Below are 23,436 nucleotides of genomic sequence, written 5' to 3' on the forward strand. Positions count from 1 at the left end.
CATTTTGTTAGTTATCTTTTTACTGGCCGTTGAACGGCCCTGTAGGTCTTATTGTGTCAGACGCTTCCTTCTCATCGCTTGCCTTGCCGGCAGCGCTGCTTACCAACCTTGAATCGCTGGGCTATCATCAGATGACGCCGGTGCAGGCCCAGAGCCTACCGCCCATGCTTGCCGGGCGAGATGTGCTGGCGCAGGCTAAAACCGGGTCGGGTAAAACGGCAGCGTTTGGTTTGGCGCTGCTTGCCGAGCTGCGCGTAGAGGCGTTTGCCGTGCAAGGTCTGGTGCTTTGCCCCACTCGTGAGCTTGCCGATCAGGTTGCTGAAGAGCTTCGTCGCCTGGCGCGGGCCATGGCCAACGTCAAGGTATTAACACTTTGCGGCGGCGCACCGTTTGGCCCTCAGCTCGCGTCACTGGAACACGGCGCGCATATCGTGGTGGGAACGCCTGGGCGTATTGATGAGCATTTGCGCAAAGGGTCGCTGACGCTGGGTTCACTGCGCACGCTGGTGCTGGATGAAGCCGATCGCATGTTGGATATGGGCTTTCAGGCGACGCTGGATGCGATCATTGCCGAAACCCCGGCTGACCGCCAAACGCTGCTGTTTAGCGCAACTTTCCCGGATGAGCAGGAAGCCGGTGGGCTCGCTACCATGACGCGTGGCGTCATGGTGGACCCCGTGACCGTGAAAGTGGCCGAACTGCATGATGCCACTACCATCGATCAGCACTTCTATGAAGTGGCCAACGAAGATGCCCGCTTTGCCGCGCTCAAGCAGCTGCTGCTGGTCAACCGGCCTACTACCAGCGTGGTGTTTTGCAACACCAAGCGTGAAACCCAGACAGTAGCCGATCGTCTGGTGGATGCAGGATTTAGCGCTGTGGCGCTGCACGGTGACCTGGAACAGAAAGATCGCGATCGAATTTTGATACTCTTTGCCAACCAGAGCGCATCGATCCTGGTAGCGACTGATGTAGCGGCCCGTGGGCTGGATATTGCCCAGCTGGACGCTGTGTTTAACTACCAGATTGCCCGCGAGCTGGACGTTCACGTTCACAGGGTAGGGCGCACTGGGCGCGCCGGGGCAAGCGGTATCGCCTGTACCCTGGTCACGCCTCAGGAAACCTATCGATTGGAGCGCCTGGCGGATCTTCTGGGCGAGACGCTAACGACCGAAGCGTTACCCAAGGCAACCCACACAGCACCTTTTGAGCCACCCATGGCCACACTGCAGTTGGCGGGCGGCAAGAAGGACAAGCTGCGCCCAGGCGATATTCTGGGTGCGCTAACCAGTGATGGCGGGCTCAAGGGCGATCAGGTGGGCAAGATCAAGGTGCTGGCGCGCAGTGCGTATGTGGCCGTCACCTATTCAGCCGTTGACAAGGCTCAGGCCAAGCTTGAGCGCGACAAGTTAAAAGGGCGGGCCTTTCGCGTTCGCCGGATTCGTTATTAGACATCGCCGGTATTCGATAGTGTTAGCCGTGCCTACTCATCAAAGGAGCCATTGCAGCTACCCATGAAGACACCCAAACGATTACAGCCCCTGGTCGATGACGGCCTGATCGATGAGGTATTGATGCAGTTGATGAGCGGCAAGGAAGCGCAGGTTTTCGTTGTTCGCTGTGGTGATGACGTACGCTGTGCCAAGGTATTCAAGGAAGCCAAGCAGCGCAGCTTCAAGCAGGCGGTGCAGTATCAGGAAGGCCGTAAAGAGCGCAACAGCCGCCGGGCCCGCGCGATGTCGAAGAAAACCCGCTACGGCCAGAAAGAGCAAGAGCAGGCGTGGCTAACCGCCGAGGTGGATGCGCTTTACCGATTGGCGGCCGCCGACGTGCGGGTGCCCAAGCCTTACGGCTTTGTCGATGGCGTACTGCTGATGGAAATGATCACAGACGCTGAAGGTGATGTGGCTCCGCGTCTTGATGATGTCACGCTGACCCATGAACAGGCGCTGCGCTACCACGACAAGGTCATCACGGATGTGGTGCGTATGCTGTGCGCTGGCCTGATCCACGGCGACTTATCGGAATTCAACGTGTTGGTGGATGCCGAAGGCCCCGTCATCATCGATTTACCTCAGGCCGTTGACGCTGCCGGGAACAATAGCGCCGCCGCCATGCTTGAGCGTGATGTGGATAATATGCGCGCTTATTTTGGCCGCTTTGCGCCCGAGCTTCTGACCACTCATTACGCTAAAGAGATGTGGGCCCTGTATGAAGCAGGCGAGCTGCACCCGGACAGCAAGCTGACGGGCCACTTTACGTTCTCAACTCACACTGCCAATGTTGATGAGCTAATGGAAGTGATCGACGACGCCAAGGAAGAAGAGGCCGAACGTCAGGCGCGGATGCGTGATGATGACGACAGCGACGAGATCCCCCAGCCTTACTAGGCTCTGCTGTTCAAAGAGTAAGCTGGTGCGCTAGGACTCGCTCATCAGTAAGCGGCACTCATAGCCGGCGGCTTTCGCGATACACAAGGAGTGGATGTGAAGGGCATCAAGGTGAGCGCAGGGACGGCAAAAGGGCTAATCTCATCGCTTGGAGTAGGCGCGCTGGGAGGCGTTCTTTTTCAGCTCACCGGCTTACCCCTTGCCTGGATGCTAGGGCCGCTGACGGCCAACTTGCTGGTGTCGTCACAAGGCCTTAATGTGGTCATCCCCGAGCCGCTACGCAATGTCTTTCTCGCGGTCATGGGGCTAGTGCTGGGCAGTCAGGTGACTCCTCAACTCGCCAGCCGGGTGGTGGATTGGCCACTTTCCGCCGCGCTTTTGCTGCTTGGTGTGGCAGCCTCGACCGCGGTCGCGGCAGCGTGGTATCGACGTTGCGGATTTGATTCGGTCAGCGCCTGGTTTGGAGCCGCGCCGGGGGCCATGACTGCGATGATTCTACTGGGCGATAAATGCGGCGGTAATCCCCAGCGCATCGCCATTGCCCAATCGCTGCGTGTGATTTTGGTCATTCTGTTTCTCCCGCCGCTTTTCTGGACCTATGAAGGCGGTAGCGTGGAAGGCGCCACGCAGGTCTCAGGGTTTGAGCACGGTTGGATGTTGCTGTTGATTCCTCTTTTATTGCCTCTTGGCCGCTGGTTACGTTTTCCTACCCCCGCATTGCTGTTTCCCCTGCTAGTCGCCTCGCTTCTCTCGGGGGTTGATATTGCAAGTCTCAAGCTGCCTGACTGGGGCATGAACCTGATGCTATGGGTATTGGGCAGTGCCATTGGCTCGCGCTTCAAAGGCATGACGCGGCGGCTGTTCGGACGCTATCTGTGGCAGTCAGGCGTTGCCACGCTGCTGGCCTTGGGGGCACTTGCGGTATTTGCCGAGTTGATTCATCAGTTGGTAGGCGTGAGGCGCGATGTAGCGCTTTTGGCCCTGGCACCGGGTGGTATTGGTGAAATGGCTATTCTCGCGGTAGCGCTTAATATTGATCCGGTGTTTGTCGCTTTTCATCATCTTCTACGTATGGTGGCGCTGATGGTATTTGCGCCTTTTTGGGCGCGTTGGTTGTTGCGTCGCCAGACCGCTGATACATCCAGCGATAGATAAGTAACGTAAGGAACCCCCATGTTTTCTCGTCTGATGCACCCGCTGTTTCATTACTTTGAAACCCGTGTAAACCCCTACCCTGAAGGTGAGGTACAAACGCCGCCCCAAGGACTTTTGCCGTTTATCTGGCATTTTTCTCGCCCAGTGCTGCCGCTTCTGCTTGTGATGACGCTGTTCACTGCACTGGTGTCATCTGCCGAGGTGTTCTTCTTCAGCTACATGGGCGAGCTGGTGGATTGGCTTGGCAATGTAGAGCGGGAAGGCTTCTGGTCAGCTCACGGCCCTTGGCTTGCGGGCATCGGTGTCATGGTGCTGGTCGGGCTGCCGCTTCTGGTATTGGGTCAGTCGCTGATTACCCACCAAAGCATCTTTGGCAACTACCCGATGATTGGTCGCTGGCTGTCGCACCGCCATATGCTCAATCAGAGCCTGGCGTTTTATCAGGATGAGTTTGCCGGGCGCGTGTCCCAGAAAGTGATGCAGACGGCGCTGGCCATCCGCGAGACGGTCACCAAGGTCATGGGACTTCTGGTCTATGCGATTGTGTACTTCACTGGGGCCGCGATTCTATTGGGGCGGGCTGATCTTTGGCTATTGTTGCCCTTGGGGCTCTGGCTGATCGGTTATCTGGCCATCATGCGCTTTTTCGTACCTCGGCTGCGCGATGTTTCCATGGCCCAAGCGGATGCGCGTGCCCAGATGACCGGGCGCGTGGTCGACAGCTACAGTAATATTCAAACCATCAAACTGTTTGCCGATACCGACCGTGAGCAAGGCTATGCCCGCGATGCCATGGAAAGCTTCATGGTCACCGTGCACCGCCAGATGCGCTTGGTCACTATCATGAGCGTCTGCCTGACGCTGCTGAATACTGCGCTGCTGGTGGGCACGGCTGGAATGGCGATCAGTACCTGGTATTACGACGCTATTTCGCTTGGCGTACTGACCATCGCGATTGCGCTGGTGATGCGGATTCGGTTTATGTCTGACTGGATTTTATGGGAAGTGGCGGGGCTGTTTGAAAATATCGGTACCGTGCAGGACGGCATGAATACCATCGCGCGCGACCCTACCATTCGCGACGTGCCCAATGCGCCTGCGCTTGAGGTTCCTGCGGGCGAAATCCGCTTTGATGCTCTGCGCTTTAGCTATGAACAGGCCAAAGGGGAAAGCCGGACAGTGTTTGATGGCTTGGACCTGACCATCGCCCCGGGTGAGAAAATTGGCTTGATTGGCCGCTCCGGGGCGGGCAAGTCTACCCTGGCCAACCTGCTGCTGCGCTTTTATGACGTACAGGGTGGGCGCATCCTGATTGATGGTCAGGATATTTCGCAGGTCACCCAGACCTCGCTGCGCCACCAGATTGGCATGGTGACCCAGGATACTTCACTGCTGCACCGCTCGCTGCGCGATAACATTCGCTACGGCACACCTCAGGCAAGCGATGAGGATGTATGGACTGCCGTATGCCGCGCCCACGCTGATACGTTTATCAATGACCTGGTGGACCCCAAAGGCCGTCGCGGGCTGGATGCACATGTGGGTGAGCGCGGCGTTAAGCTATCCGGTGGCCAGCGTCAGCGTATCGCCATCGCGCGGGTGCTGTTGAAAAATGCGCCTATCCTGGTATTGGATGAAGCCACCTCAGCACTGGACTCTGAAGTGGAAGCCGCCATTCAGGAACAGCTGGATACGCTGATGGAAGGTAAGACGGTAATCGCCATTGCCCACCGGCTTTCCACCATCGCGATGCTTGACCGACTGATCGTGGTCGAGGAAGGGCGGATAGTGGAAAGTGGTACCCATACGCAGCTGCTGGCGCAAGACGGTATCTATGCGGGCCTTTGGAAGCGCCAGTCGGGCGGCTTTTTAGGCGTGGACATGTGAGAAGAGCAATCCTCTGCTAACGTATCTTTCACTGAATGGCTGAATCAGGAGATCATCAAATGCAAGTTGTAACGCTACAAGCACCCGGCGGGCTGGATAAGCTTAATGTGCAGGATGTTCCCGCTCCGGACGCGCCTGGCCCGGGTGAGATTCGGGTTCGAGTGCACGCAAGCTCCCTCAATTTTCATGATTACGGCGTAGTGGCAGGCAAGATGCCAACCGCCGACGGACGTATCCCGATGTCAGACGGAGCGGGAATCGTTGAAGACGTGGGTGATGGGGTGACCGAGTTTTCCGTCGGTGATCGCGTGGTGTCAACGTTCTTCCCCTATTGGCTAGAAGGGCCGGCGCGCATTGCTGATTTTACCACCACACCCGGCGACGGCGTGGATGGCTATGCCTGTGAACAAGTCGTGCGCCCGGCGCAGTGGTTCACCCATCAGCCCAAGGGTTACAGTCATGCTGAATCAGCCACGTTAACGACCGCCGGGCTGACTGCCTGGCGTGCACTGGTGGTGGATGGCGGCCTCAAGGCCGGCGATACCGTACTGGTACTTGGTTCAGGTGGAGTGTCCGTATTTGCGCTTCAATTTGCGCGTATGATGGGCGCAGAGGTGATTGCCACTTCGTCCTCCAACGAGAAGCTTGCTCGTCTCAAGGAGCTGGGCGCGGCGCATACCATCAACTACAAGGAAGAACCTGAATGGGGCAAGCGAGTGCAAGCGCTGACCCATGGCGCGGGTGTGGATCATATCATTGAGGTTGGTGGGCCCGGCACGCTGCCCCAGTCCATTGATGCAATCAAGATTGGTGGACACATCTCGCTGATTGGCGTATTGACCGGGCGCCAGGGCGACGTGCCGACGGCCAAACTGATGGCCAAGCAGGCTCGCTTGCAGGGGCTGATTGTGGGAAGCCGCCGCCATCAAATGGAAATGATCAAGGCGCTTGAAGCCAATGATATGCGTCCGATCATTGACCGCGAGTTTGCTCTATCGGAAATAGCAGATGCATTCCGCTATCAGGAAGCTGGCCAGCACTTGGGTAAAATCTGTTTAACGTTCTAAAAGTATCTTGCTGCAAGTAGACTCACCAGCAAGCGCTATTGATAGCGCGCTGGTGAGTACGTGCTTATTCGGCTAAACGACTATACACCACGCCTTTGATTTCCAACTCCCAGATAGTCTCGTAGGGTACAGTGATACTGCTGATATCGTCAGACGATTTATCGCTGTTACCTAATTGCTTTTCCGGAATAACGGTGGCATCCATCCCGCGAGCCTGCTGAATACGAGCGCTAAAACGATCACCCTCACGGTCAATCAGTACGCGTTCTCCCGCCATACATTTTTCAAGCTTGGCGTATAGCTCTTTCTCGCTAACATGAACAATGCTCATGATCGCCTCCTGCATAAACTCGAAGTTTGCGGGTAAAGGGTATTACTATAAAGATTGCATTTTAGCTGATAAGTTCGTATAGCCCCCATAACACTTAATATCGGCATACGCATCTTAATCTTGTTCAATCTATCATAAGCCTTGGGGCAGACGATGCCACAGCGTTCAATAAAGGCCGCTTCACCGCCATGGGAAATAGTGGCACTGGAAAAATTCTCAACCCCTCAAAATACCCAGGCAAGCCAATGGCGACGAAGCTGGCGAGCAGCCGCTACCTCGCTGGTTGGTAAGCGCGCTGCCGAGCAGCAGGCCAAGGATGAAGATGAGCTGCGCCTGCTGCCGGAAGTAAAGTTGGCGCACTTGGTGCCCCCCATCGACTGGTCCTCTGCTGCAGCGCTGCTTTCCCAAACGCTTTTTCAGCATAAGCTGGATAATGAGCCGGTGGTGTTCTTTATTACCCCGCCCCATGGCGGTCATGCACCGATAGTCAGTCACTGGGCGGAGCAGCAAGGTATTAACGAAATAGCGCCCCCGACCTATCAGGAACTCACCGGTGGGAGCCTTGAATGGGTGGAGCGCTGTGTGCCGCTCAAACGCTGGGCAGTACCCGCACTTGAACGGCATCTGCTGCGTCATTCTTATGGGCTTCAAGGCGTACGGGCGTTGCTGGAACGCGCCTTCAGCGGCCGCTTAGGGCAGGGAGTGATCGGTTGTGATAGCTGGACCTATGCCTATTTGCAGCATGTGGTAGGTGTCGAAGGAGCGCCCGTGTTTACCCTGCAGGCGCTAGGGGGCGAACAGCTAGCGCACTATTTTGCCGATATTGCCAATAATGGCAAGGATGATATCTGCGTGTATAGCACGCGCACCGGCAACCCAGTGTTGGGTCATTCGGAAGAGGACAATACTGCACACAAGGCATCGGCTCATAAAGAGCTGCAGCGTTTGGCGGCGCATTGCCGTGGGCACATGGGGATTGCGTGGCATTACTGGCGTGCGCGATTACGTGGGGCTGCGGCTGCAAAAGGGGACGATGCATCGCAAGACACGTCTCAAGAGCTGTGGCTGGTCGATGCCTTGGCCGATGCCGAGTTGTCAGCCGATACCGGTGATGTGGCCATGCTGGTACTGCATACGCTGCTGCTTCACGGCGGACTTGAGGATCAGGTGTTGGGCGATGTGCTGCCGTTTTCGCATCATGAGGCGTTAAATGCTCGGCTGGCGCTGGCCCGCCAGGGCATTCTTGCCCGCAAGGAGGATGGCCGCTGGCAGGTGGCACCGCTAAGCTACGCCAGCGTCCGGCAACTTCTGGAAACACGCAACTATCTTGTCGATCCGCTGTAGGAGACCTGATGGACGATCAAAAGCAGTACGCCAAACTCTTCAATGATATCGACAGCCAGGCCCTCATTAGCCTAGGTATTATACTCGCCAGCGTTATTCTGCTGACCGTTGTCAGTCAGCGTGTTTTGAACGGGCTGGCTAACCGACTGCATGGCCAGGTCCGCTTTCGGATATTCGCTCTGGTACCGCTCACCCGGCTGGTAATTCTAATAGTCGCATTGGCGATTGCCGTACCTATCATGATTGAGCCGTCACTGCGTAATATGGTGACGCTTCTGGGTGCTATTGGCCTGGCAATTGGCTTCGCCTTGAAAGATTACGTCAGCAGTCTAATTGCTGGCATGGTAGCTGCCGTGGAGCTACCTTATCGGCCAGGCGACTGGGTGGATATTGAGGGTACTTACGGCGAGGTGAAGCATGTCGGAATGCGCACCGTGGAGATACAGACACCAGATGATGATCTGGTCGCAGTGCCACATCTCAAACTGTGGGACACGGCTATTTACAATGCCAATAACGGGGAAACCAGCCTGCAGTGCGTGGCAAGCTTTTACCTTCATCCAGAGCACGAGGCGCAATGGGTACGCAAGGCCTTGCGGGATGTCGCCCTGACCAGTGCTTACCTCAAGTTTGATCAACCTATTATCGTGGTGGCCGAAGAGAAACCTTGGGGCACGCACTACCGGATTCGTGCCTACCCTGTGGACCCACGCCAGCAGTTTCTGTTTATAACCGACCTGACCGTGCGCGGTAAGCAGGTGCTAAGCCGGGCAGGGATCAAACCGGCGCTGCTGCCGCCTGACGTGGCGCTGGAGGCGCCGGATGTAGCAGGAGGACGCCGCGGATTACGCGACTAAAGCCGCCAGCGCTAAGCAAGCGGCCTTTGTGCACCGACTGACTATTCGCTTTCTTCAGGTAGCTCTGCGCTATGAAAGACGTTTTGTACGTCATCCAGTTCGTTAAGCATGCTTAAGAATTTCTCGAACATGACCACATCATCGCCTTCGATCGGCGTGGTGGTTTGCGGCAGAAACTGAATTTCATCGGCCTCAAAGTCGATTTCACCAAATGCATCCAGCAACGCCTGCTTGGCTTTTGCATATTCGGTATGCGGTGCGAAAACGGTAATACGATCTTCTTCCTGCTCGATATCAGTGACATCGACGTCAGCTTCCATCAGCGCTTCAAGCACGGCCTCTTCTTCTTGACCGGCAAAGGCAAAAATCGCGCAGTGGTCGAACATGTGGCTAACACTGCCGGGCGTGCCGATCTTGCTCTTAGTTTTGGTAAAGCAGCCGCGTACATCGCCAAAGGTGCGGTTGGGGTTATCGGTCAAACAGTCGACAATTACCATGGCATTACCAGGGCCGAAGCCTTCGTAGCGGGCCATGGAGAAATCTTCGCCGCCTGAACCACTAGCCTTGTCCAGTGCTTTATCAATAACGTGCGAGGGCACCTGATCTTTTTTCGCACGCTCCATCAAACCGCGCAGCGCAAGGTTGCCATTGGGGTCGGTACCGCCGGCCTTGGCGCAGACGTAGATCTCACGCCCATACTTGCTGTAAACCTTGGTTTTTGCTGCGGCCGTTTTGGCCATAGATTCTTTACGGTTTTGAAACGCCCTACCCATATTGAAGTCCTTTATTAGCCATGCAACGCCTGTCTTGATTGCAGGCGTCATTTTCATCAAAAAGGGGAAAATTTTACCCAACAGCGTACCATGCTAACAGCGTTATTTAAGCGCTATGGCATTATGCATGGATCAAACCCAGCTCTTGACGGCGTTGGCGTATACTGGCGTTTACCTATTACTAAGAGAATGTGAGTAAACATGCCGTTTTCACTCTGGTTATCGCTGGCGGCAATCTGCGCCATGGGGGCTATGTCACCGGGGCCAAGCCTTGCACTGGTATTGCGCCATACACTCGGCGGCGGGCGGTTGCCAGGCATTACGGCAGCGCTGTTTCATGCCTTGGGGGTCGGGTTTTATGCGCTTTTGACTGTATGGGGGCTAGGCGCCTTGATAACGCGCTCGCCTGAGGTTTTTCAACTGATTACCTGGGGCGGGGCGGCTTATTTGGCCTGGTTGGGTATTCAGGCGCTGCGAGCAGGTAAGGCAGGCGCAATAAGCGCAAGTGCCGTTGTCACCACTAACCGTCAGGCAGCAAAAGAGGGTGTGCTGGTCGCGTTGGGTAACCCCAAGCTAATTATCTTTTTCGTGGCCCTGCTTAGTCAATTTGTTACGCCGGACATGAGCATAATAGCCAAGGCGATCGTGATATTGACCGCTATGCTTATTGATGGCGGATGGTACGTGCTGGTGGCCGTCGGCTTGTCGCATTCACGGGTGCTGCCGTGGCTACAGCGCCATGCCCACTGGGTTAATCGGGTAACGGGCGTGCTGTTAATTGCGCTGGCGTTAAGGGTAGTGGCTGGCCCCATCACGATCGGGTGACGCATGTGAGACGCTGGTGTGCTTTCGAGGAGCGTGGCAAGGTAATGTTTATATTGCCTAAAAGGCCTAAGGCCCAACAATGACGATTTACGATAAAGACTGTTATACCCATCAAGGTCAACCGTTTAATCTGCGTGCCTTACGCGGGCAGGTGCTGCTGGTGGTTAATGTGGCAAGCCAATGCGGATTTACGCCGCAGCTAAAAGAGCTTGAGGCGCTGTACCAACGCTACCGTGACCGAGGCTTTACTGTGCTGGGTTTTCCCTGCAATCAGTTTGGCCGACAGTCACCGGAAAGCGCTGAAGCGTTTTGTAGCTTTGGCGAGCAGACGTTTGGAGTCACCTTCCCACTCATGGAGAAGGTCAACGTCAATGGAGGCAATGCTCATCCGCTTTTTGTGCTGCTTAAAAAGCAGGCGCCAGGGGTGCTGGGGACGCAAGCTATCAAGTGGAACTTCACCAAGTTCCTTGTAGACCGTGACGGCAACGTCATTGCTCGCTTTGGCCCAAGAGATCATGGTCGCCCGCTGAGGCTTGCAGTGGAAGCAGCGCTTGACCAAGGGTAGTTAGGTTTCGCCGCGGGCAACTTTGACCCGGTTCATAAGCTCAACCCAGCGGTGACGTACCATCATGGTGGTAAGCCCTGAGAAGAGCGCCCAGCTTTTACGCCGCCAGCCTTTCAGGCGCAGGTTATGTCTGACAAGCTGTTGCATTAGCTTGTAGTCATCAAACTTTCGCCATTCGCTGGCAATCGACAGCTGATGGCGTGACATTACCGGCGCCAGCTCCAGGCGAAACATCCACTCAAGCTCCACCAGCGACATGTCGTACCGCTGAATGACATCGACCATGCGGGCGTAATCGCGTTCGCTGGGTTCGTGGTCCAGCCATAAAGGGGCCAAGGCAAGCCAAAGGTCGCCGCGCTCGTCGACTAGCTGCTGTGCGTTCATGATGGCCTCATAGGCATTCAAAAGAAGGGGCACTATCGTGCCGTGAAAGGCAAGTAAGCTCAAGAGCGGACAGCGCTCGCTTGGCAGGCTAAAATAGCTGCCATGCTTACAGCAGAGTCATGCTGATAATGAAATCAATCCGATAGTGAGGTCCGATGTGATTATTAAACCTAAGGTGCGCGGCTTTATCTGCACGACCACTCATCCTAAAGGCTGCGAACAGAACGTTCGCGAGCAGATTGAAGCGACCCGCGCGCGTGGTTTGGATAAAAGCGCCGGCCCGAAAAAAGTTTTGGTGATTGGCGCTTCCAGTGGTTACGGCCTGGCGGCACGTATTACCGCTGCCTTTGGCTATGGCGCTGATACCTTGGGCGTGTTTTTTGAAAAGCCCAGCAGTGAGACCAAAACCGGCACGGCCGGTTGGTACAACAGCGCTGCGTTTGACAAGTTTGCCAAGCAAGAGGGGCTTTACAGTAAATCGATCAATGGCGATGCCTTCTCTTCTGAGGCGCGTGAAAAAGCCATTGAGCTGATCAAGCAGGATATGGGCGAGATTGATCTGGTGGTGTACTCACTGGCGTCCCCCGTGCGCAAGCTGCCCGATAGCGGTGAGCTCAAGCGTTCAAGCCTTAAGCCGATCGGCGGAACTTACCGCGCCACAGCCATCGACACCAATAAAGACACGATCATCGAAGCCGAAGTGGAACCCGCCACTCAGCAGGAAATCGACGACACCATTACCGTAATGGGTGGCGAAGATTGGGAACTGTGGATGGGAGCGCTTGATCAGGCGGGCGTTCTGGCCAAAGGCGCGCGCAGCGTGGCCTTCAGCTACATCGGCACCGAGATTACCTGGCCGATTTACTGGCACGGAGCACTGGGTAAGGCGAAGGAAGATCTGGATCGCGCAGCCAGTGCGATTGATGACAAGCTGAAAGTGAGCGGCGGCGGTGCTAACGTCGCGGTGCTGAAGTCCGTTGTTACCCAGGCGAGTGCTGCCATTCCGGTCATGCCGCTGTATATCGCCATGGTGTATCGCATCATGAAAGAGCAGGGTGTCCACGAAGGTACCATTGATCAGTTGAATCGCCTTTTCGGCGAGCGGCTTTACGGTTCAGACATGAGCACCGATGAAAAGGGTCGGCTGCGCCTTGATGACTGGGAGTTGCGTGATGATATCCAAAAGGCCTGTCAGGATCTCTGGCCGCAAGTAACCACCGAAAACCTGTTCGAGATTACCGACTACGCAGGCTACAAGCACGAGTTTTTGAAGCTGTTTGGCTTTGAGCGTGACGACGTCGATTACGACGCGGATGTAGACCCTAACGTTGCGTTCGATGTCGTTAGTCTCTAAGCCACTGCGCTGATTGTACGTCTGATTTGTACGTTTGAGTTGGACATCTGAATTGCCGGGCCTTTGCGCCCGGCAATTTTCTTTAGCACTGTTGAGTCGTGGTAAAAGCCGGTCGCGGCAGGAATAAAATCAATCGCTGTTAAACTTTTACCGCTGGGTATGCAAGGCATTGAAAGTTCTGCCATGGTTAGGAGGAGGGTGTAAACGCTTTGCCAAGGAGGAAATATGACCCGGACAGCACGAGTCGAGCCGATAAGTAAAAAGCAGGAGGACGCGATCATCGTATCAGGGTGGCGCGTTGTTGATGTTACCGAACCCGACGCCCCTCAGGAAATATCCCAGCACGAAACTGAGCCGCAGGCAATTGAAGCGGCGCGCCGCTTTGAGGCCGAAACGTCACATGAACCTGGCTCAGCGCCTGATGACACTCAGGACTACGATGCGTCTGATCCAAACGCAGGCAAGTACTTTCCATAATAAGTTCATTTCAATTTCTGGCCAGGAGGCGTCATGAAATCGATATGGCAAGCAGGGGTAGATAGTCTCTGTAATTTTCCCGAGTTGGCTGACAATATTGAAACGGATGTGGTGATCGTAGGAGCGGGTATTACAGGCCTAACGACAGCACAGCAATTAATTGAGAGCGGTAAACGCGTGGTGATTCTGGAAGCCCACCGCGTAGGAAGTGGTTGCACCGGTGGCGCAACCGGTAATCTCTATAGTCCCGTATCGTCTGGATTGGCACAAACCGGGGTTAAATGGGATGACGATACTCTTCAAGCCATTGTTCAGGCACGAGCTGGTGCTATCGATTTAATCGAAGAGACTGTTCATCGTTTTAATATCGACTGTCAGTTCAAGCGGGTCCCGCTTTATCGGCTGCTTACGGAAAATGATCAGAAGAGCGCCGAAGCATTGGAAGCAGAGCACGAAGCCATGATGCAGGCTGGGCTTAATGCCAAATCCTTTCTAGATATGACGCTGCCTTTTCCAGTAACCCATGGGGTAAGCGTCGATCATCAGGCACAGTTTAATGCCTTTCATTATGTTCAGGGCCTTGCGAAGGCGATTAGCCAGCATGGCGTCACTATCTATGAGCACAGCCCTGTGCGCGATATCGACTATGAGAACTGTATCGTTAAAACCGATAACGCCCAGGTAAAGGCAGCCGATATTGTATTGGCAACCCATACCCCCAAAGGGGTGAACATGCTGCAAACCGGTATGATTGCCTCCCGGGAGTATGGGGTCAGTGCCAAACTCAATGCTGAATCTTTTCCCGATGGCATTTTCTTTGTGCTGGACCCCTTTCATTCCGTACGTAGTTATCGCTTGAATGGCGAAAACTACATCATGGCGATTGGTGAAAAGCATCAAACGGGTGAGGAGAAGTCTGAACGCGAGCGTTATCAAGCATTGCGTAGCTACTTAAGCGCGCACTTTGATGTAGGCGAGTTTGAGTACGAGTGGTCCGCACAGCAGTACAGCTCGGGTGATGGCCTACCTTATATTGGGCGAACTTTTGCCAGCGACCATGTGTATGTGGCGACCGGCTTTGCCGCCGACGGTCTGACCTGGGGTACCGTCAGTGGAAGAATGATCGCCGATATCATCGAAGGGCGTGAGAATGCCTGGTACCGCTGCTTTGATTCGCAACGCTTTACGCCCGTTAATTCCGCCGAGCACTGGCTAAAAGAAAATATCTCCGTGGTGAAACACTTCATTAAAGATCATTTCGGTACGAAGAAGCTCAAAGAGCTTGATGAAGTGGCACCCGGCCAGGCAAAAGTCGTTACCTTGCATGGCGAAAAATTGGCTGTCTATCGCAATGAAACAGGCCATTTATCTGTTCTCTCGGCGGTTTGTCCTCATTTGAAGTGCGTGGTGCACTGGAATGATGCTGAAACAACCTGGGACTGCCCCTGCCACGGCAGCCGATTCGATCTTCAGGGCGAAGTGATAGAAGGGCCTTCCTTGCATCCCTTGGAACATCGCCATTCAAGCTCAAGCTAGGGCCGCCCAAAGATAAGCGTTTGCCCGATATTGGTTATTTAGAGTCCTGTCGTCTAACTTGTAAGAGTGAGCTTAATCAAGGAGAGACAATATGAAACGGACTACATTAGCTATTGCGATTGCTGCTCTTTGCACAGGGATGTCTGGCGGAGCATTTGCCGAGAATAGCCAGGCAGAAGAAGATCGGCCGGAAGGCGCAATGGATCAGCAACAAGAAGCGGTCAACGAACAGGAAGGATCGGAAGGCAAGCGTCCGGCGGCTATGGAGCATGGCTACGCCAGATCCTCTGCAGATGGTGATGAGCAGGGCAGTAATCCCGATGATCTTATGACTCAGCAGATTAGAGATATTGAAGGCAAGTCAGTGGTTAATCAGCAAGACGAGGAAATAGGTAATATTGATCGAATTGTAGAGCATAAAGAGTCAGGCGATCTCTATGCCATTATTTCCATTGGTGGACTTTGGGGGATTGGTGATGAAAAGGTAGCGCTGCCACTGGAAGATATTGTGCTTGAAGATGATCAACTGATCACTAATACAACTTACGGTAGTGATGAGATAGAAGCGTCCGCAGAGAAGTATGATGAAGAAAATTATAGCCAAGTAGACAATAACATGACCTTGAATCAGGCTCAGCAGCATCCTAATTAAAGTAGAGTTAAATAGGCTTAATAAAAAAAAGCGCTACGCTAGACGTTTTTAAATAACATAGAGTAATAAAATTGCCTTATTTTATTCTTCCGAGAATGAAGTAAGGCTTTTTTGTTGGCGTACTAAATTATCAAACAGTTAGCTATTAACTTTCATTCAAAATTTTAAGAAAGGTATTTAAAACTGTTTTATCTTCCGCCCGCTAACTAACTTTAAAAAGTAAGCCAAGCTAAGGAGGACATCACATGAAGCGAACAATGCTAGCCATTGCCATTGGTGCGATCTGCACGGGAATTTCAGTAGGCGTTTTGGCTAATAGTAATGATGCGTCTAGTTCTAGTGGCGATGGTCAGATGACACAGAATCAAGATGCAACGACTGCAGGTCAACAGCAAAGTACCGATACGACAAGTAGCCAAGGGCAGAGTAATACAGAGCGTCGTACAGGTACCCAGGGGCCTCAGCAGGATTCAGAAGGCGATAATCTGGACATGCAGGACCAAGAGGATGTAGACAACTCTGATATACGAGAAGAGCAGAGCGGTAACAGCATGGACACCCAAGATCAACAGGATGCAGGCAGTCCAGATGGCACCGGCAGTACAGGCAGTACAGGCAGTACAGGTAGCGGTAGTACAGGCGGCGGCGGTACTGGGGGGTAGCCTCTCAGTAATATTCAATCAAACGACAACGCCTTATTTTAATTAACTAGTCAATATTAGGCAGGAATAAGGCGTTTGTTATGTAATGCTTTAATTTAGATGAGCAGTTGGCGTTTAATAAATATTAACTTTTATAATAATTGCCTTTTAACTTTGATCTAAACCGATCATGTCTACTAGCCTTTTTAAGTGTAAGCCAACCCAAGGAGAGACATTATGAAACGGACAACACTAGCTATCGCAATTGGTGCCATTTGCACAGGACTTTCAGGTGGCGTTCTAGCTCAGGACAACAATCTGAATGACACGGATGCTTCCGAGCGCATGACCCAACAGCAAGATGCTACGGCGACCACCCAACAGCCAGGTACTGCAGGCAGCGGTCAGCGTCAGGCTAATGATGAAACCATGGATGTTCAGGTGGACCAAGAGCCTGCTGAGGTGAAAGTCGAGCAGGAATCACCGGATATTAGAGTTGAGCAGTCGCAGCCTGAAGTGACGATTGAACAGCCTGAGCCTAAAGTCACTATCGAGCAGCCCGAGCCTAACGTAACGGTTGAGGAAGCTGAGCCCAACGTTACCGTTGAGCAAGGCGGCCAAGCTGATGTAACGGTAGAGCAGGCTGACGATGCACAGGTTGACGTTAACAATGACGACGAGCAGGAGCGTCAGCGCGCCGAGCGAGATACCCAAGGTCAAGGCGGGTCATTAATGACACAGCAGGTTAGCGACCTGGAAGGCATGACCGTGGTTAATCAGGAAGGCGAAGAAATTGGTGATATCCAGCACATCGCCCAACATAATGATTCTGGCGATTTATATGCGATCATCTCGGTAGGCGGCATTTGGGGCTTTGGCGCCACTGACATTGCCTTGCCTGTTGATGAAATGCAGTTCGAAAATGATCAGCTGGTTATGAATACCGATTATGGTAGCGAGCAGATCGAAGAATCCTCGGAAGATTATAATGAAGACAGCTACACGCAAGTCGATGGCGATATGACGTTATCTGAAGCACAGCAGCAGTAACGCTTGATGGGTTAGCCACCCTTTACAGGCTATTGATCGGGGCAAGGCGTTTTCGTCTTGCCCCTTTTTAATGGGCGCTACTGTTTATATTCACGCTATGCGAACCCAGGTTTTAAACCTTTTTACGCTTCTGCCTGTTCTGCAACACTTGAACTGTTATTCAAATGCTTATCTGAGGTGGTTGCTAGAGGGGGATGTTCCGCAGTACTACTGGACGCAGATGGCTTCATGATCTCAACGGGCGCGTCACAGAAGCTGCTTTTCAACAATTCGTTATCGGCGCTCATATCGATACTTCCATGAAAAATGCTGCCATCTTCCAGTACGAGGCATGGAGAAACAATGGTGCCTGTCACTTGGGCACCCTTATGAATCGTTGCGCGGTGTGATGCCACTAGATTGCCTTCTACTTCGCCTGATACATGAAGTGTGTGAGCAAACACATTGCCTTTTAGGTAACTATTTGCGCTCAAAGTAACAGTGTGTTGTTTGCAGGTAATAATGCCGCTAACGCGCCCCTTCACGGTCAAATCTTCATCGCTACTGATATCTCCTTCTACTTGCGTATGACTGCCGATAACGGAGGTGCTTGGTCGTGCATTGCTGCTGTTAGAGGTACCAGATAACAATGCGGCCCTTGAGTCCGATGAGCCGGACGGCGTTGTTTTATGCTCAGCGGTGATATTCTTGGCTTTGCTAAACATCGTTAACTCCTGATAAATGGCGGTATAGCGCTTTTAATACCCGATTCGTTAAGCATAAAATTCACCGAGTACTTTAATCTGCTTACCTATTTGATAAAGCTCAGAGTTAAGCTGAATGAAGGAGGTTATTCGCGCCGCTAGAAAAAATTAAAGCGCGTATAACCTTAGTCTGGACAACAATATTGGCAGTGGCAGGACGGGTGTATGGGCATTGAAGCATGGCTTATTGTCATCGGTGTTAGTGCAATGACACTGATTGTGTGGGATGGCAGATGTCGTAAGGCAAAACAACGCCCTGCAGATCAGCCGACTTTTTGCACCACTCAAGGTGGACTTCAGATGCCTCATGCTGCTGTTTCTTTTGCTCCTGATGAAGTTGTTGAAAATACGCGACCTGAAGCGGGTATTACGCCGGTTATAGCTCCCTTAACAGAGGGCAGCCGGGTCGGAGCGGCAACGCATATTTCAGGTAACATAAAGGCCAATGAACCCGTGCTTATTAAAGGGAGCGTGCAGGGAAGGGTCGTTGTGTATCATCACTCCATTACGGTGACTTCAACCGGACACGTGGGTTCGTATATGAAAGGTAACTGTATTGCTGTTGATGGGCATGTAGTGGGAGCGTTGAAAGCTATTACCAAGCTCACCTTGCTTTCACAAGCGCGCGTACAAGGTGTAATCGAGACTCCATGCTTAGAGTGCGTTGCGGGTGCTTTGCTTCAGGCAAACGTGTCGCATAGTACCAGCCAGCAGGACGTGTGCACGGTTTCTTAAGAACTGCCATCTATCCTTATAGCCTATCCAGTACCCTAACGTTTTATCTAAACGTACACCTGCGCTAGGCGCTGCGACATCTTTTTGTAGCCAGAGTCGACGAGCGCTGCCCAAAATCGCGCAATTAGGTAAGATGGAACCTCATTTCCTGACGGCGTTTTGGCATGCAGCACAGCCTCTTAGCTTCTTCCACCACGTTTGCGCGACAGCGTATTGGCGTATTACTGCTGCCTGGCTTTTCCATGCTCTCCCATGCCTGCGCTGTGGAACCCCTGTTTATGGCCAATCAGCTAAGCGGCCAGCTTCTTTATCAAATTTTTACTCTGAATGGCGATGAACAGCCTGTACGCAGCAGCGCGCAACTGACCTGCAATACGGATTATACCCTTGAGGCTTCGCCGCCTGATCTGGATATGGTGCTGGTCTGCGCGCCTTCGCCATTGCCTTATGCGCTGCCTGCAAAGCTGGTGGAATGGCTACGCCAACAGCCAAATCGTACGGTGTTGGGCGGGCTTGCTGGTGGCGCTGAAGTACTGGCACGCGCAGGTTTGCTGGAAGGTTATCGGGCTACCTTGCCCTGGCAGCGTTTTGCTGCGTTTGCCCAAGCCTATCCGCAGGTAACACTTTCCCAGCAGCTGTTCGAGATTGACCGTAATCGCATGACCTGTGCCAGCGGCACCGCGGCAATGGATATGATGCTGACCATGGTGCGCCAGCAGCAGAACGACCGTCTGGTGGAGCAGGTATCTGAGCACTTCATGTGCGAGCGTATCCGCATGGCTGATGAACGCCAGCATGTGCCGCTGCGCCATCGCTTAGGCCATGCACCGCAAAGTCTGGTAGATGCTGTGACGCTAATGGAAGCCAATATTGAAGAGCCGCTTTCCACCCTGGAGCTTTCGGAACATCTCGGCATCTCCCGCCGCCAGCTTGAGCGTCTGTTCAAGAAGTACCTTCAGGCGGTACCCAGCCGCTACTATTTGAACCTGCGCCTGCAGGAAGCCCGCAAGCAATTACGGGAAAGCGACCGGCCTGTGGGCGATATTGCTTTCGCGACAGGCTTCTCTTCCGGCGCTCACTTCTCGACTGCCTACCGCAATCATTTTGGGTTAACCCCGCGTGAAGAGCGTTTAGGGTAACGCCGTCTAGGTCGCAAAATCTGCAGCCAGGTAACGACCACGCGGATAACTATCCAGAAATAATCTGAAATATGTGCGGCATTTCATAATTTACCGTCACATTGCTGAAAGCGGGCGACTGTATTTGCCCCGTATACTGCTTTTACTGATTGACTCTACTGGAGATATCGACCCATGAGCACGACCCCGACCCGGCCGGATTTCGACCACTACATGACGCCCAACTATGCGCCCCAGCAAATTATTCCTGTGCGCGGAGAGGGCAGTCGACTATGGGATCAAGAGGGACGTGAGTATATCGATTTTGCAGGCGGCATCGCGGTGAATTCGCTTGGCCACTGCCATCCAGTCCTGGTTAATGCCTTGAAAGAGCAGGGTGAAAAGCTTTGGCATCTGTCCAATATCTATACCAATGAGCCGGCACTCAAGCTTGCCAAAACGCTTGTCGAGCGCACCTTCGCTGATAAGGTCTACCTGTGCTCTTCGGGTGGTGAAGCCAATGAAGCCGCACTAAAGCTTGCCCGCCGCTATGCCGTGGATCACTACGGCGAGCAGAAGGACAAGATCATCTCCTTCAACCAGTCCTTTCATGGCCGCACGCTGTTTACCGTAAGCGTAGGTGGCCAGCCCAAATACTCCCAGGGGTTTGGGCCGGTACCCGGTGGCATCCTGCATGCCAATTTCAATGACCTCGAAAGCGTGCGCCAACTGGTCGGTGACGACACCTGCGCCATCATGGTGGAGCCTATGCAGGGCGAGGGCGGCATCATTCCGGCAACGCCCGAGTTTTTACAAGGCCTGCGCGATCTGTGTGATCAGCACAATGCGCTGCTGATTTTTGATGAAGTGCAAACCGGCGCAGGTCGCAGCGGTGAGCTCTACGCCTACAAGAATTTTGGTATTACACCGGACATTCTTACCAGCGCCAAGTCGCTGGGCGGCGGCTTCCCTGTTGGCGCTATGCTGACCACCGATAAGGTGGCGAAGTCGCTGGCCTTTGGTACCCACGGTTCTACCTACGGCGGTAATGCACTCGGTTCTGCCATTGCCCTGGCAGCCATTGAGTTTATCGATACCCCAGAAGTGCTAGAGGGCGTGAAAAAGCGTCATGACCTGTTCCGCGAACATCTTGAAACCATCAACCGCAAGCACGGCGTGTTCAAGGAAATACGCGGCATGGGGCTGTTGATCGGCGCCCAGATGTCGGATGCATTTGAGGGCCGCGCCAAGGATATCCTTCCGTTGGCTATTGAAGAGGGATTGATGGCGTTGATTGCCGGGCCTAACGTGTTGCGCATGGCGCCCTCACTCGTGATTCCTGAAGCGGATATTGCTGAGGGCATGGCGCGCCTGGAGCGGGCGATCGAGCGGCTTGTTGCCAGCGCATGAGTCTGCCAATGGCAGTATCAAGAGAGGGAGCAGCCACCATGCTGGTGATTCGTCCGGTGACAATTGCGGATATCGATGCGCTGGTGACATTGGCAGAGCATGCAACACCTAAGCTCACCAATTTACCCGCCAACCGTGAACGCCTTGAGGAGCGCATTGTGCGCTCCCAGGCAGCATTTAACGGCGATATTGAATTTCCTGGCAACGAGCACTACACCTTTGTTCTAGTTGATGAAGCGCGCGGCGATGAAGTGCTGGGAACAGCCACCATTCGTGCCCAGGCGGGCGCCCAGGAGGCCTACTATACCTATCGCCAGGAAACGCTGATTCATGCCTCCCAGCAGCTAAATGTGCGCCGGGAAGTGCAAACGCTGGCGCTGTCTCATGAAGTGTCGGACGCCACGCTGCTATGCGCCTACTCCTTGAATCCGCGCTATAAGGGTACTAGCGCCGAAAGCCTGCTGCGTCGTGCCCGGTTAATGTTTATTGCCCAGTATCCCGAGCGTTTTTCGCGCATATTAGCCGTGGCATTCCCCGGTTATCTGGATAACCAGAACGAATCGCCCTTCTGGGAAAGTGTGGGACATCATTTTTTTGCTCGTAGCTTTCACGATATCAACCATATTGCCGGGGTGCGTTCGAAAAGCTTTATTGCTGAAGTCATGCCACAGTTTCCGCTGTATCTGCCGCTGCTGACGCCTCAGGCCAGGGCGGCGATTGGTCGGGAGCACCCGGCCCATGAAGAAGCTTTACAGGAAATGCTTGCTGAAGGCTTTGTGCGCTCGCGCCATGTGGATATTTTTGATGCAGGCCCCATCGTTAAAGCCGAGCGCGAGCGCTTGGCGACGTTCAATCGGGCAGCCTGGCATCCGGTGCGGCTTCGCCCGCAAGAGAGCCTGCCCGACGCAGAACCTGCCTTGATCGCCAATCAGGCGCTGGGTAATTTCCGCTGTATTGTGGCTCGCTATGCGCTTTCGGCCACCGGGCAACTGATGCTGTCCGACGCGGATGCCAAACGTTTAGGCGTGGAGGAGGGGCGAGCCGTATTGGCCGCACCGCTGGCGCTGCCCTCGGCAGTGGATGCCTTTGATGAAGGAGAAATCTAATGCGCATTCGTCCCATTGCCCGCGCGGATGTGGATGGGCTGCTGGCGCTTGCGCAGCAGGCGGGGGTGGGCTTTACCTCGCTGCCCAACAACCGTGAGTTTCTGGCGGGCAAGATTGAAGCCTCCGCACGTGCTTTTGAAGAGCGTACCCCTGTCAACAACCGGCTCTACTTCTTTGTGCTGGAAGATGAAGACAATGGCGAGCTGGCTGGCTGCTGCGCCATTGAAGGCCAGGTAGGGAATGAAGTGCCTTTCTATAACTACCGGTTGGGTACACTGGCGCACTCATCGGTACAGCTGGATCTACACCGCACGATCGATACGCTGTTTTTAAGCTCGGATCACACCGGTGATGCGGAGGTGTGTTCGCTGTTTTTGCGTCCTGAATACCGTGGCGAGGCCAACCGGCATCTGCGCAACGGCGCGCTGCTTTCCAAGGCGCGTTGGTTGTTTATTGCCCAGTTTCGCGACCGTTTCCCCGAGAAGGTTCTCGCAGAGATGCGTGGCGTGTTCGATGAGAACAATAGAAGCCCGTTCTGGGAGAGTTTGGGCAAGCACTTCTTTCCCATGGATTTCAGCGAAGCTGACCGGCTTACGGGCCTGGGTCAGAAGAGCTTTATTGGCGAGCTGATGCCGCGCTTTCCCATTTACACCACTTTTATGGCTGAAGAGGCTCGGGCGTGTATTGGTCAGGTACACCGGCATACCCGTCCCGCGCTTGAAATGCTCAAAAAAGAGGGCCTGCGCTGGGAAGGCTATATCGATATCTTCGACGGCGGCCCTACGGTGGAAGCCTATATTGATGACGTGCGGGCTGTGCGCGATTCCGCGCTCTATCACGTTGAAGTGGCAGTGAGCGCGCCTGAAGAGAGCGTTAGCCGCTGGCTGGCAGCCTCGACCCAGCTATCATCGTTTACCGCCGCCTGGGTAGGCCGCGCGCCCAATCGCGACACTATCGTTTTAAGCAGTGCAGAAGCCAAGCGCCTGGGCGTTGCCTCGGGCGATACCCTGCGGCTTCTGGAAACCTGAAACAGTTA

24 protein-coding genes are annotated in these 23,436 nt (G+C 54.0%); 20 read left to right on the forward strand and 4 right to left on the reverse strand.

Going from position 1 to position 23,436, the window contains the following annotated elements:
- Positions 1-53 precede the first annotated feature (53 nt).
- The 5 genes from dbpA (at position 54) to ELY25_RS10610 (ending at position 6,499) form a co-directional block, all read left to right on the forward strand.
- Positions 54-1,451, forward strand: coding sequence for an ATP-dependent RNA helicase DbpA (dbpA, locus tag ELY25_RS10590; protein WP_126951252.1), 1,398 nt, complete (start codon positions 54-56; stop codon positions 1,449-1,451).
- A 63-nt stretch (positions 1,452-1,514) separates the two neighbouring features.
- The gene (locus ELY25_RS10595) at positions 1,515-2,390 is read left to right on the forward strand and encodes a PA4780 family RIO1-like protein kinase (RefSeq protein ID WP_126951253.1); all 876 of its coding nucleotides are present in this window, start codon (positions 1,515-1,517) and stop codon (positions 2,388-2,390) included.
- A gap of 96 nt (positions 2,391-2,486) precedes the next feature.
- The gene (locus ELY25_RS10600) at positions 2,487-3,545 is read left to right on the forward strand and encodes an AbrB family transcriptional regulator (protein WP_126951254.1); all 1,059 of its coding nucleotides are present in this window, start codon (positions 2,487-2,489) and stop codon (positions 3,543-3,545) included.
- 18 nt (positions 3,546-3,563) lie between these two features.
- A complete protein-coding gene (locus tag ELY25_RS10605) occupies positions 3,564-5,432 on the forward strand; it encodes an ABC transporter ATP-binding protein (RefSeq protein ID WP_126951255.1) in 1,869 nt (622 codons plus the stop codon).
- Positions 5,433-5,491: 59 nt separating this feature from the next.
- Positions 5,492-6,499 carry a zinc-dependent alcohol dehydrogenase family protein gene (locus ELY25_RS10610; RefSeq protein WP_126951256.1) on the forward strand — a complete coding sequence of 336 codons (1,008 nt, stop codon included), beginning with the start codon at positions 5,492-5,494 and terminating at the stop codon, positions 6,497-6,499.
- A gap of 64 nt (positions 6,500-6,563) precedes the next feature.
- Here the strand turns inward: ELY25_RS10610 and ELY25_RS10615 are convergent, their stop codons facing one another.
- A complete protein-coding gene (locus ELY25_RS10615; protein WP_126951257.1) occupies positions 6,564-6,830 on the reverse strand; it encodes a hypothetical protein in 267 nt (88 codons plus the stop codon).
- Between the two features lie 153 nt (positions 6,831-6,983).
- Here ELY25_RS10615 and ELY25_RS10620 point away from each other — a divergent pair, with 153 nt between their 5' ends.
- Positions 6,984-8,174 carry a hypothetical protein gene (locus tag ELY25_RS10620; RefSeq protein WP_126951258.1) on the forward strand — a complete coding sequence of 397 codons (1,191 nt, stop codon included), beginning with the start codon at positions 6,984-6,986 and terminating at the stop codon, positions 8,172-8,174.
- 8 nt (positions 8,175-8,182) lie between these two features.
- Positions 8,183-9,031 carry a mechanosensitive ion channel family protein gene (locus ELY25_RS10625; protein WP_126951259.1) on the forward strand — a complete coding sequence of 283 codons (849 nt, stop codon included), beginning with the start codon at positions 8,183-8,185 and terminating at the stop codon, positions 9,029-9,031.
- Positions 9,032-9,072: 41 nt separating this feature from the next.
- Here the strand turns inward: ELY25_RS10625 and ELY25_RS10630 are convergent, their stop codons facing one another.
- Positions 9,073-9,804 carry a YebC/PmpR family DNA-binding transcriptional regulator gene (locus tag ELY25_RS10630; RefSeq protein WP_126951260.1) on the reverse strand — a complete coding sequence of 244 codons (732 nt, stop codon included), beginning with the start codon at positions 9,802-9,804 and terminating at the stop codon, positions 9,073-9,075.
- Positions 9,805-10,005: 201 nt separating this feature from the next.
- Between ELY25_RS10630 and ELY25_RS10635 the strand changes: the two genes are divergently transcribed.
- Together ELY25_RS10635 and ELY25_RS10640 are read left to right on the forward strand one after the other, a co-directional pair.
- On the forward strand, positions 10,006-10,629 hold the full coding sequence (locus tag ELY25_RS10635; RefSeq protein ID WP_126951261.1) for a LysE family translocator: 624 nt from the start codon (positions 10,006-10,008) through the stop codon (positions 10,627-10,629).
- A 79-nt stretch (positions 10,630-10,708) separates the two neighbouring features.
- Positions 10,709-11,194: a glutathione peroxidase gene (locus ELY25_RS10640; RefSeq protein WP_126951262.1), complete on the forward strand. Its 486-nt coding sequence runs from the start codon at positions 10,709-10,711 to the stop codon at positions 11,192-11,194.
- Here the strand turns inward: ELY25_RS10640 and ELY25_RS10645 are convergent, their stop codons facing one another.
- On the reverse strand, positions 11,195-11,578 hold the full coding sequence (locus ELY25_RS10645) for a DUF7079 family protein (protein WP_126951263.1): 384 nt from the start codon (positions 11,576-11,578) through the stop codon (positions 11,195-11,197).
- Positions 11,579-11,735: 157 nt separating this feature from the next.
- Between ELY25_RS10645 and fabV the strand changes: the two genes are divergently transcribed.
- The 6 genes from fabV (at position 11,736) to ELY25_RS10675 (ending at position 17,288) form a co-directional block, all read left to right on the forward strand.
- Positions 11,736-12,932: an enoyl-ACP reductase FabV gene (gene fabV, locus ELY25_RS10650; protein WP_126951264.1), complete on the forward strand. Its 1,197-nt coding sequence runs from the start codon at positions 11,736-11,738 to the stop codon at positions 12,930-12,932.
- Between the two features lie 225 nt (positions 12,933-13,157).
- Positions 13,158-13,409, forward strand: coding sequence for a hypothetical protein (locus ELY25_RS10655; RefSeq protein ID WP_126951265.1), 252 nt, complete (start codon positions 13,158-13,160; stop codon positions 13,407-13,409).
- A 33-nt stretch (positions 13,410-13,442) separates the two neighbouring features.
- Positions 13,443-14,945, forward strand: coding sequence for an FAD-dependent oxidoreductase (locus tag ELY25_RS10660; protein WP_126951266.1), 1,503 nt, complete (start codon positions 13,443-13,445; stop codon positions 14,943-14,945).
- 91 nt (positions 14,946-15,036) lie between these two features.
- Positions 15,037-15,597: a PRC-barrel domain-containing protein gene (locus ELY25_RS10665; RefSeq protein ID WP_126951267.1), complete on the forward strand. Its 561-nt coding sequence runs from the start codon at positions 15,037-15,039 to the stop codon at positions 15,595-15,597.
- Positions 15,598-15,842: 245 nt separating this feature from the next.
- Positions 15,843-16,259 carry a hypothetical protein gene (locus ELY25_RS10670; protein WP_126951268.1) on the forward strand — a complete coding sequence of 139 codons (417 nt, stop codon included), beginning with the start codon at positions 15,843-15,845 and terminating at the stop codon, positions 16,257-16,259.
- Positions 16,260-16,475: 216 nt separating this feature from the next.
- Positions 16,476-17,288: a PRC-barrel domain-containing protein gene (locus ELY25_RS10675; RefSeq protein ID WP_126951269.1), complete on the forward strand. Its 813-nt coding sequence runs from the start codon at positions 16,476-16,478 to the stop codon at positions 17,286-17,288.
- A 122-nt stretch (positions 17,289-17,410) separates the two neighbouring features.
- On the opposite strand, the gene ELY25_RS10680 is transcribed toward ELY25_RS10675, so the two are convergent.
- Positions 17,411-17,992, reverse strand: coding sequence for a bactofilin family protein (locus ELY25_RS10680; RefSeq protein WP_126951270.1), 582 nt, complete (start codon positions 17,990-17,992; stop codon positions 17,411-17,413).
- 204 nt (positions 17,993-18,196) lie between these two features.
- Here ELY25_RS10680 and ELY25_RS10685 point away from each other — a divergent pair, with 204 nt between their 5' ends.
- The 5 genes from ELY25_RS10685 (at position 18,197) to astA (ending at position 23,428) form a co-directional block, all read left to right on the forward strand.
- Positions 18,197-18,766 carry a bactofilin family protein gene (locus ELY25_RS10685; RefSeq protein ID WP_126951271.1) on the forward strand — a complete coding sequence of 190 codons (570 nt, stop codon included), beginning with the start codon at positions 18,197-18,199 and terminating at the stop codon, positions 18,764-18,766.
- 164 nt (positions 18,767-18,930) lie between these two features.
- Entirely contained in the window at positions 18,931-19,905 is a 975-nt protein-coding gene (locus tag ELY25_RS10690) for a GlxA family transcriptional regulator (RefSeq protein ID WP_126951272.1), read from the forward strand.
- A 174-nt stretch (positions 19,906-20,079) separates the two neighbouring features.
- Complete coding sequence (locus ELY25_RS10695) at positions 20,080-21,294, forward strand: aspartate aminotransferase family protein (RefSeq protein ID WP_126951273.1); 1,215 nt, start codon at positions 20,080-20,082, stop codon at positions 21,292-21,294.
- Between the two features lie 38 nt (positions 21,295-21,332).
- Positions 21,333-22,400, forward strand: coding sequence for an arginine N-succinyltransferase (locus tag ELY25_RS10700; RefSeq protein ID WP_126951386.1), 1,068 nt, complete (start codon positions 21,333-21,335; stop codon positions 22,398-22,400).
- Positions 22,400-23,428, forward strand: coding sequence for an arginine N-succinyltransferase (gene astA / locus ELY25_RS10705; protein ID WP_126951274.1), 1,029 nt, complete (start codon positions 22,400-22,402; stop codon positions 23,426-23,428). The genes ELY25_RS10700 and astA overlap by 1 nt, the downstream gene beginning before the upstream one ends.
- Positions 23,429-23,436 lie beyond the last annotated feature (8 nt).

The sequence above is a fragment of the Vreelandella populi genome (genome assembly GCF_003989825.1).
Lineage (GTDB): Bacteria > Pseudomonadota > Gammaproteobacteria > Pseudomonadales > Halomonadaceae > Vreelandella > Vreelandella populi.

Bases quoted from the DNA above. Each gene is read 5' to 3' on its own strand.
- ELY25_RS10610 (WP_126951256.1), top strand. From the start codon at position 5,492: ATGCAAGTTGTAACGCTACAAGCACCCGGCGGGCTGGATAAGCTTAAT.
- ELY25_RS10660 (WP_126951266.1), top strand. From the start codon at position 13,443: ATGAAATCGATATGGCAAGCAGGGGTAGATAGTCTCTGTAATTTTCCC.
- astA (WP_126951274.1), top strand. From the start codon at position 22,400: ATGCGCATTCGTCCCATTGCCCGCGCGGATGTGGATGGGCTGCTGGCG.
- ELY25_RS10645 (WP_126951263.1), bottom strand. From the start codon at position 11,578: ATGAACGCACAGCAGCTAGTCGACGAGCGCGGCGACCTTTGGCTTGCC.
- ELY25_RS10595 (WP_126951253.1), top strand. From the start codon at position 1,515: ATGAAGACACCCAAACGATTACAGCCCCTGGTCGATGACGGCCTGATC.
- ELY25_RS10685 (WP_126951271.1), top strand. From the start codon at position 18,197: ATGGGCATTGAAGCATGGCTTATTGTCATCGGTGTTAGTGCAATGACA.
- ELY25_RS10695 (WP_126951273.1), top strand. From the start codon at position 20,080: ATGAGCACGACCCCGACCCGGCCGGATTTCGACCACTACATGACGCCC.
- ELY25_RS10615 (WP_126951257.1), bottom strand. From the start codon at position 6,830: ATGAGCATTGTTCATGTTAGCGAGAAAGAGCTATACGCCAAGCTTGAA.
- ELY25_RS10670 (WP_126951268.1), top strand. From the start codon at position 15,843: ATGAAGCGAACAATGCTAGCCATTGCCATTGGTGCGATCTGCACGGGA.
- ELY25_RS10630 (WP_126951260.1), bottom strand. From the start codon at position 9,804: ATGGGTAGGGCGTTTCAAAACCGTAAAGAATCTATGGCCAAAACGGCC.
- ELY25_RS10690 (WP_126951272.1), top strand. From the start codon at position 18,931: ATGCAGCACAGCCTCTTAGCTTCTTCCACCACGTTTGCGCGACAGCGT.
- ELY25_RS10605 (WP_126951255.1), top strand. From the start codon at position 3,564: ATGTTTTCTCGTCTGATGCACCCGCTGTTTCATTACTTTGAAACCCGT.
- ELY25_RS10700 (WP_126951386.1), top strand. From the start codon at position 21,333: ATGCTGGTGATTCGTCCGGTGACAATTGCGGATATCGATGCGCTGGTG.
- ELY25_RS10640 (WP_126951262.1), top strand. From the start codon at position 10,709: ATGACGATTTACGATAAAGACTGTTATACCCATCAAGGTCAACCGTTT.
- ELY25_RS10665 (WP_126951267.1), top strand. From the start codon at position 15,037: ATGAAACGGACTACATTAGCTATTGCGATTGCTGCTCTTTGCACAGGG.
- ELY25_RS10675 (WP_126951269.1), top strand. From the start codon at position 16,476: ATGAAACGGACAACACTAGCTATCGCAATTGGTGCCATTTGCACAGGA.
- ELY25_RS10635 (WP_126951261.1), top strand. From the start codon at position 10,006: ATGCCGTTTTCACTCTGGTTATCGCTGGCGGCAATCTGCGCCATGGGG.
- ELY25_RS10620 (WP_126951258.1), top strand. From the start codon at position 6,984: ATGCCACAGCGTTCAATAAAGGCCGCTTCACCGCCATGGGAAATAGTG.
- ELY25_RS10625 (WP_126951259.1), top strand. From the start codon at position 8,183: ATGGACGATCAAAAGCAGTACGCCAAACTCTTCAATGATATCGACAGC.
- ELY25_RS10655 (WP_126951265.1), top strand. From the start codon at position 13,158: ATGACCCGGACAGCACGAGTCGAGCCGATAAGTAAAAAGCAGGAGGAC.
- ELY25_RS10680 (WP_126951270.1), bottom strand. From the start codon at position 17,992: ATGTTTAGCAAAGCCAAGAATATCACCGCTGAGCATAAAACAACGCCG.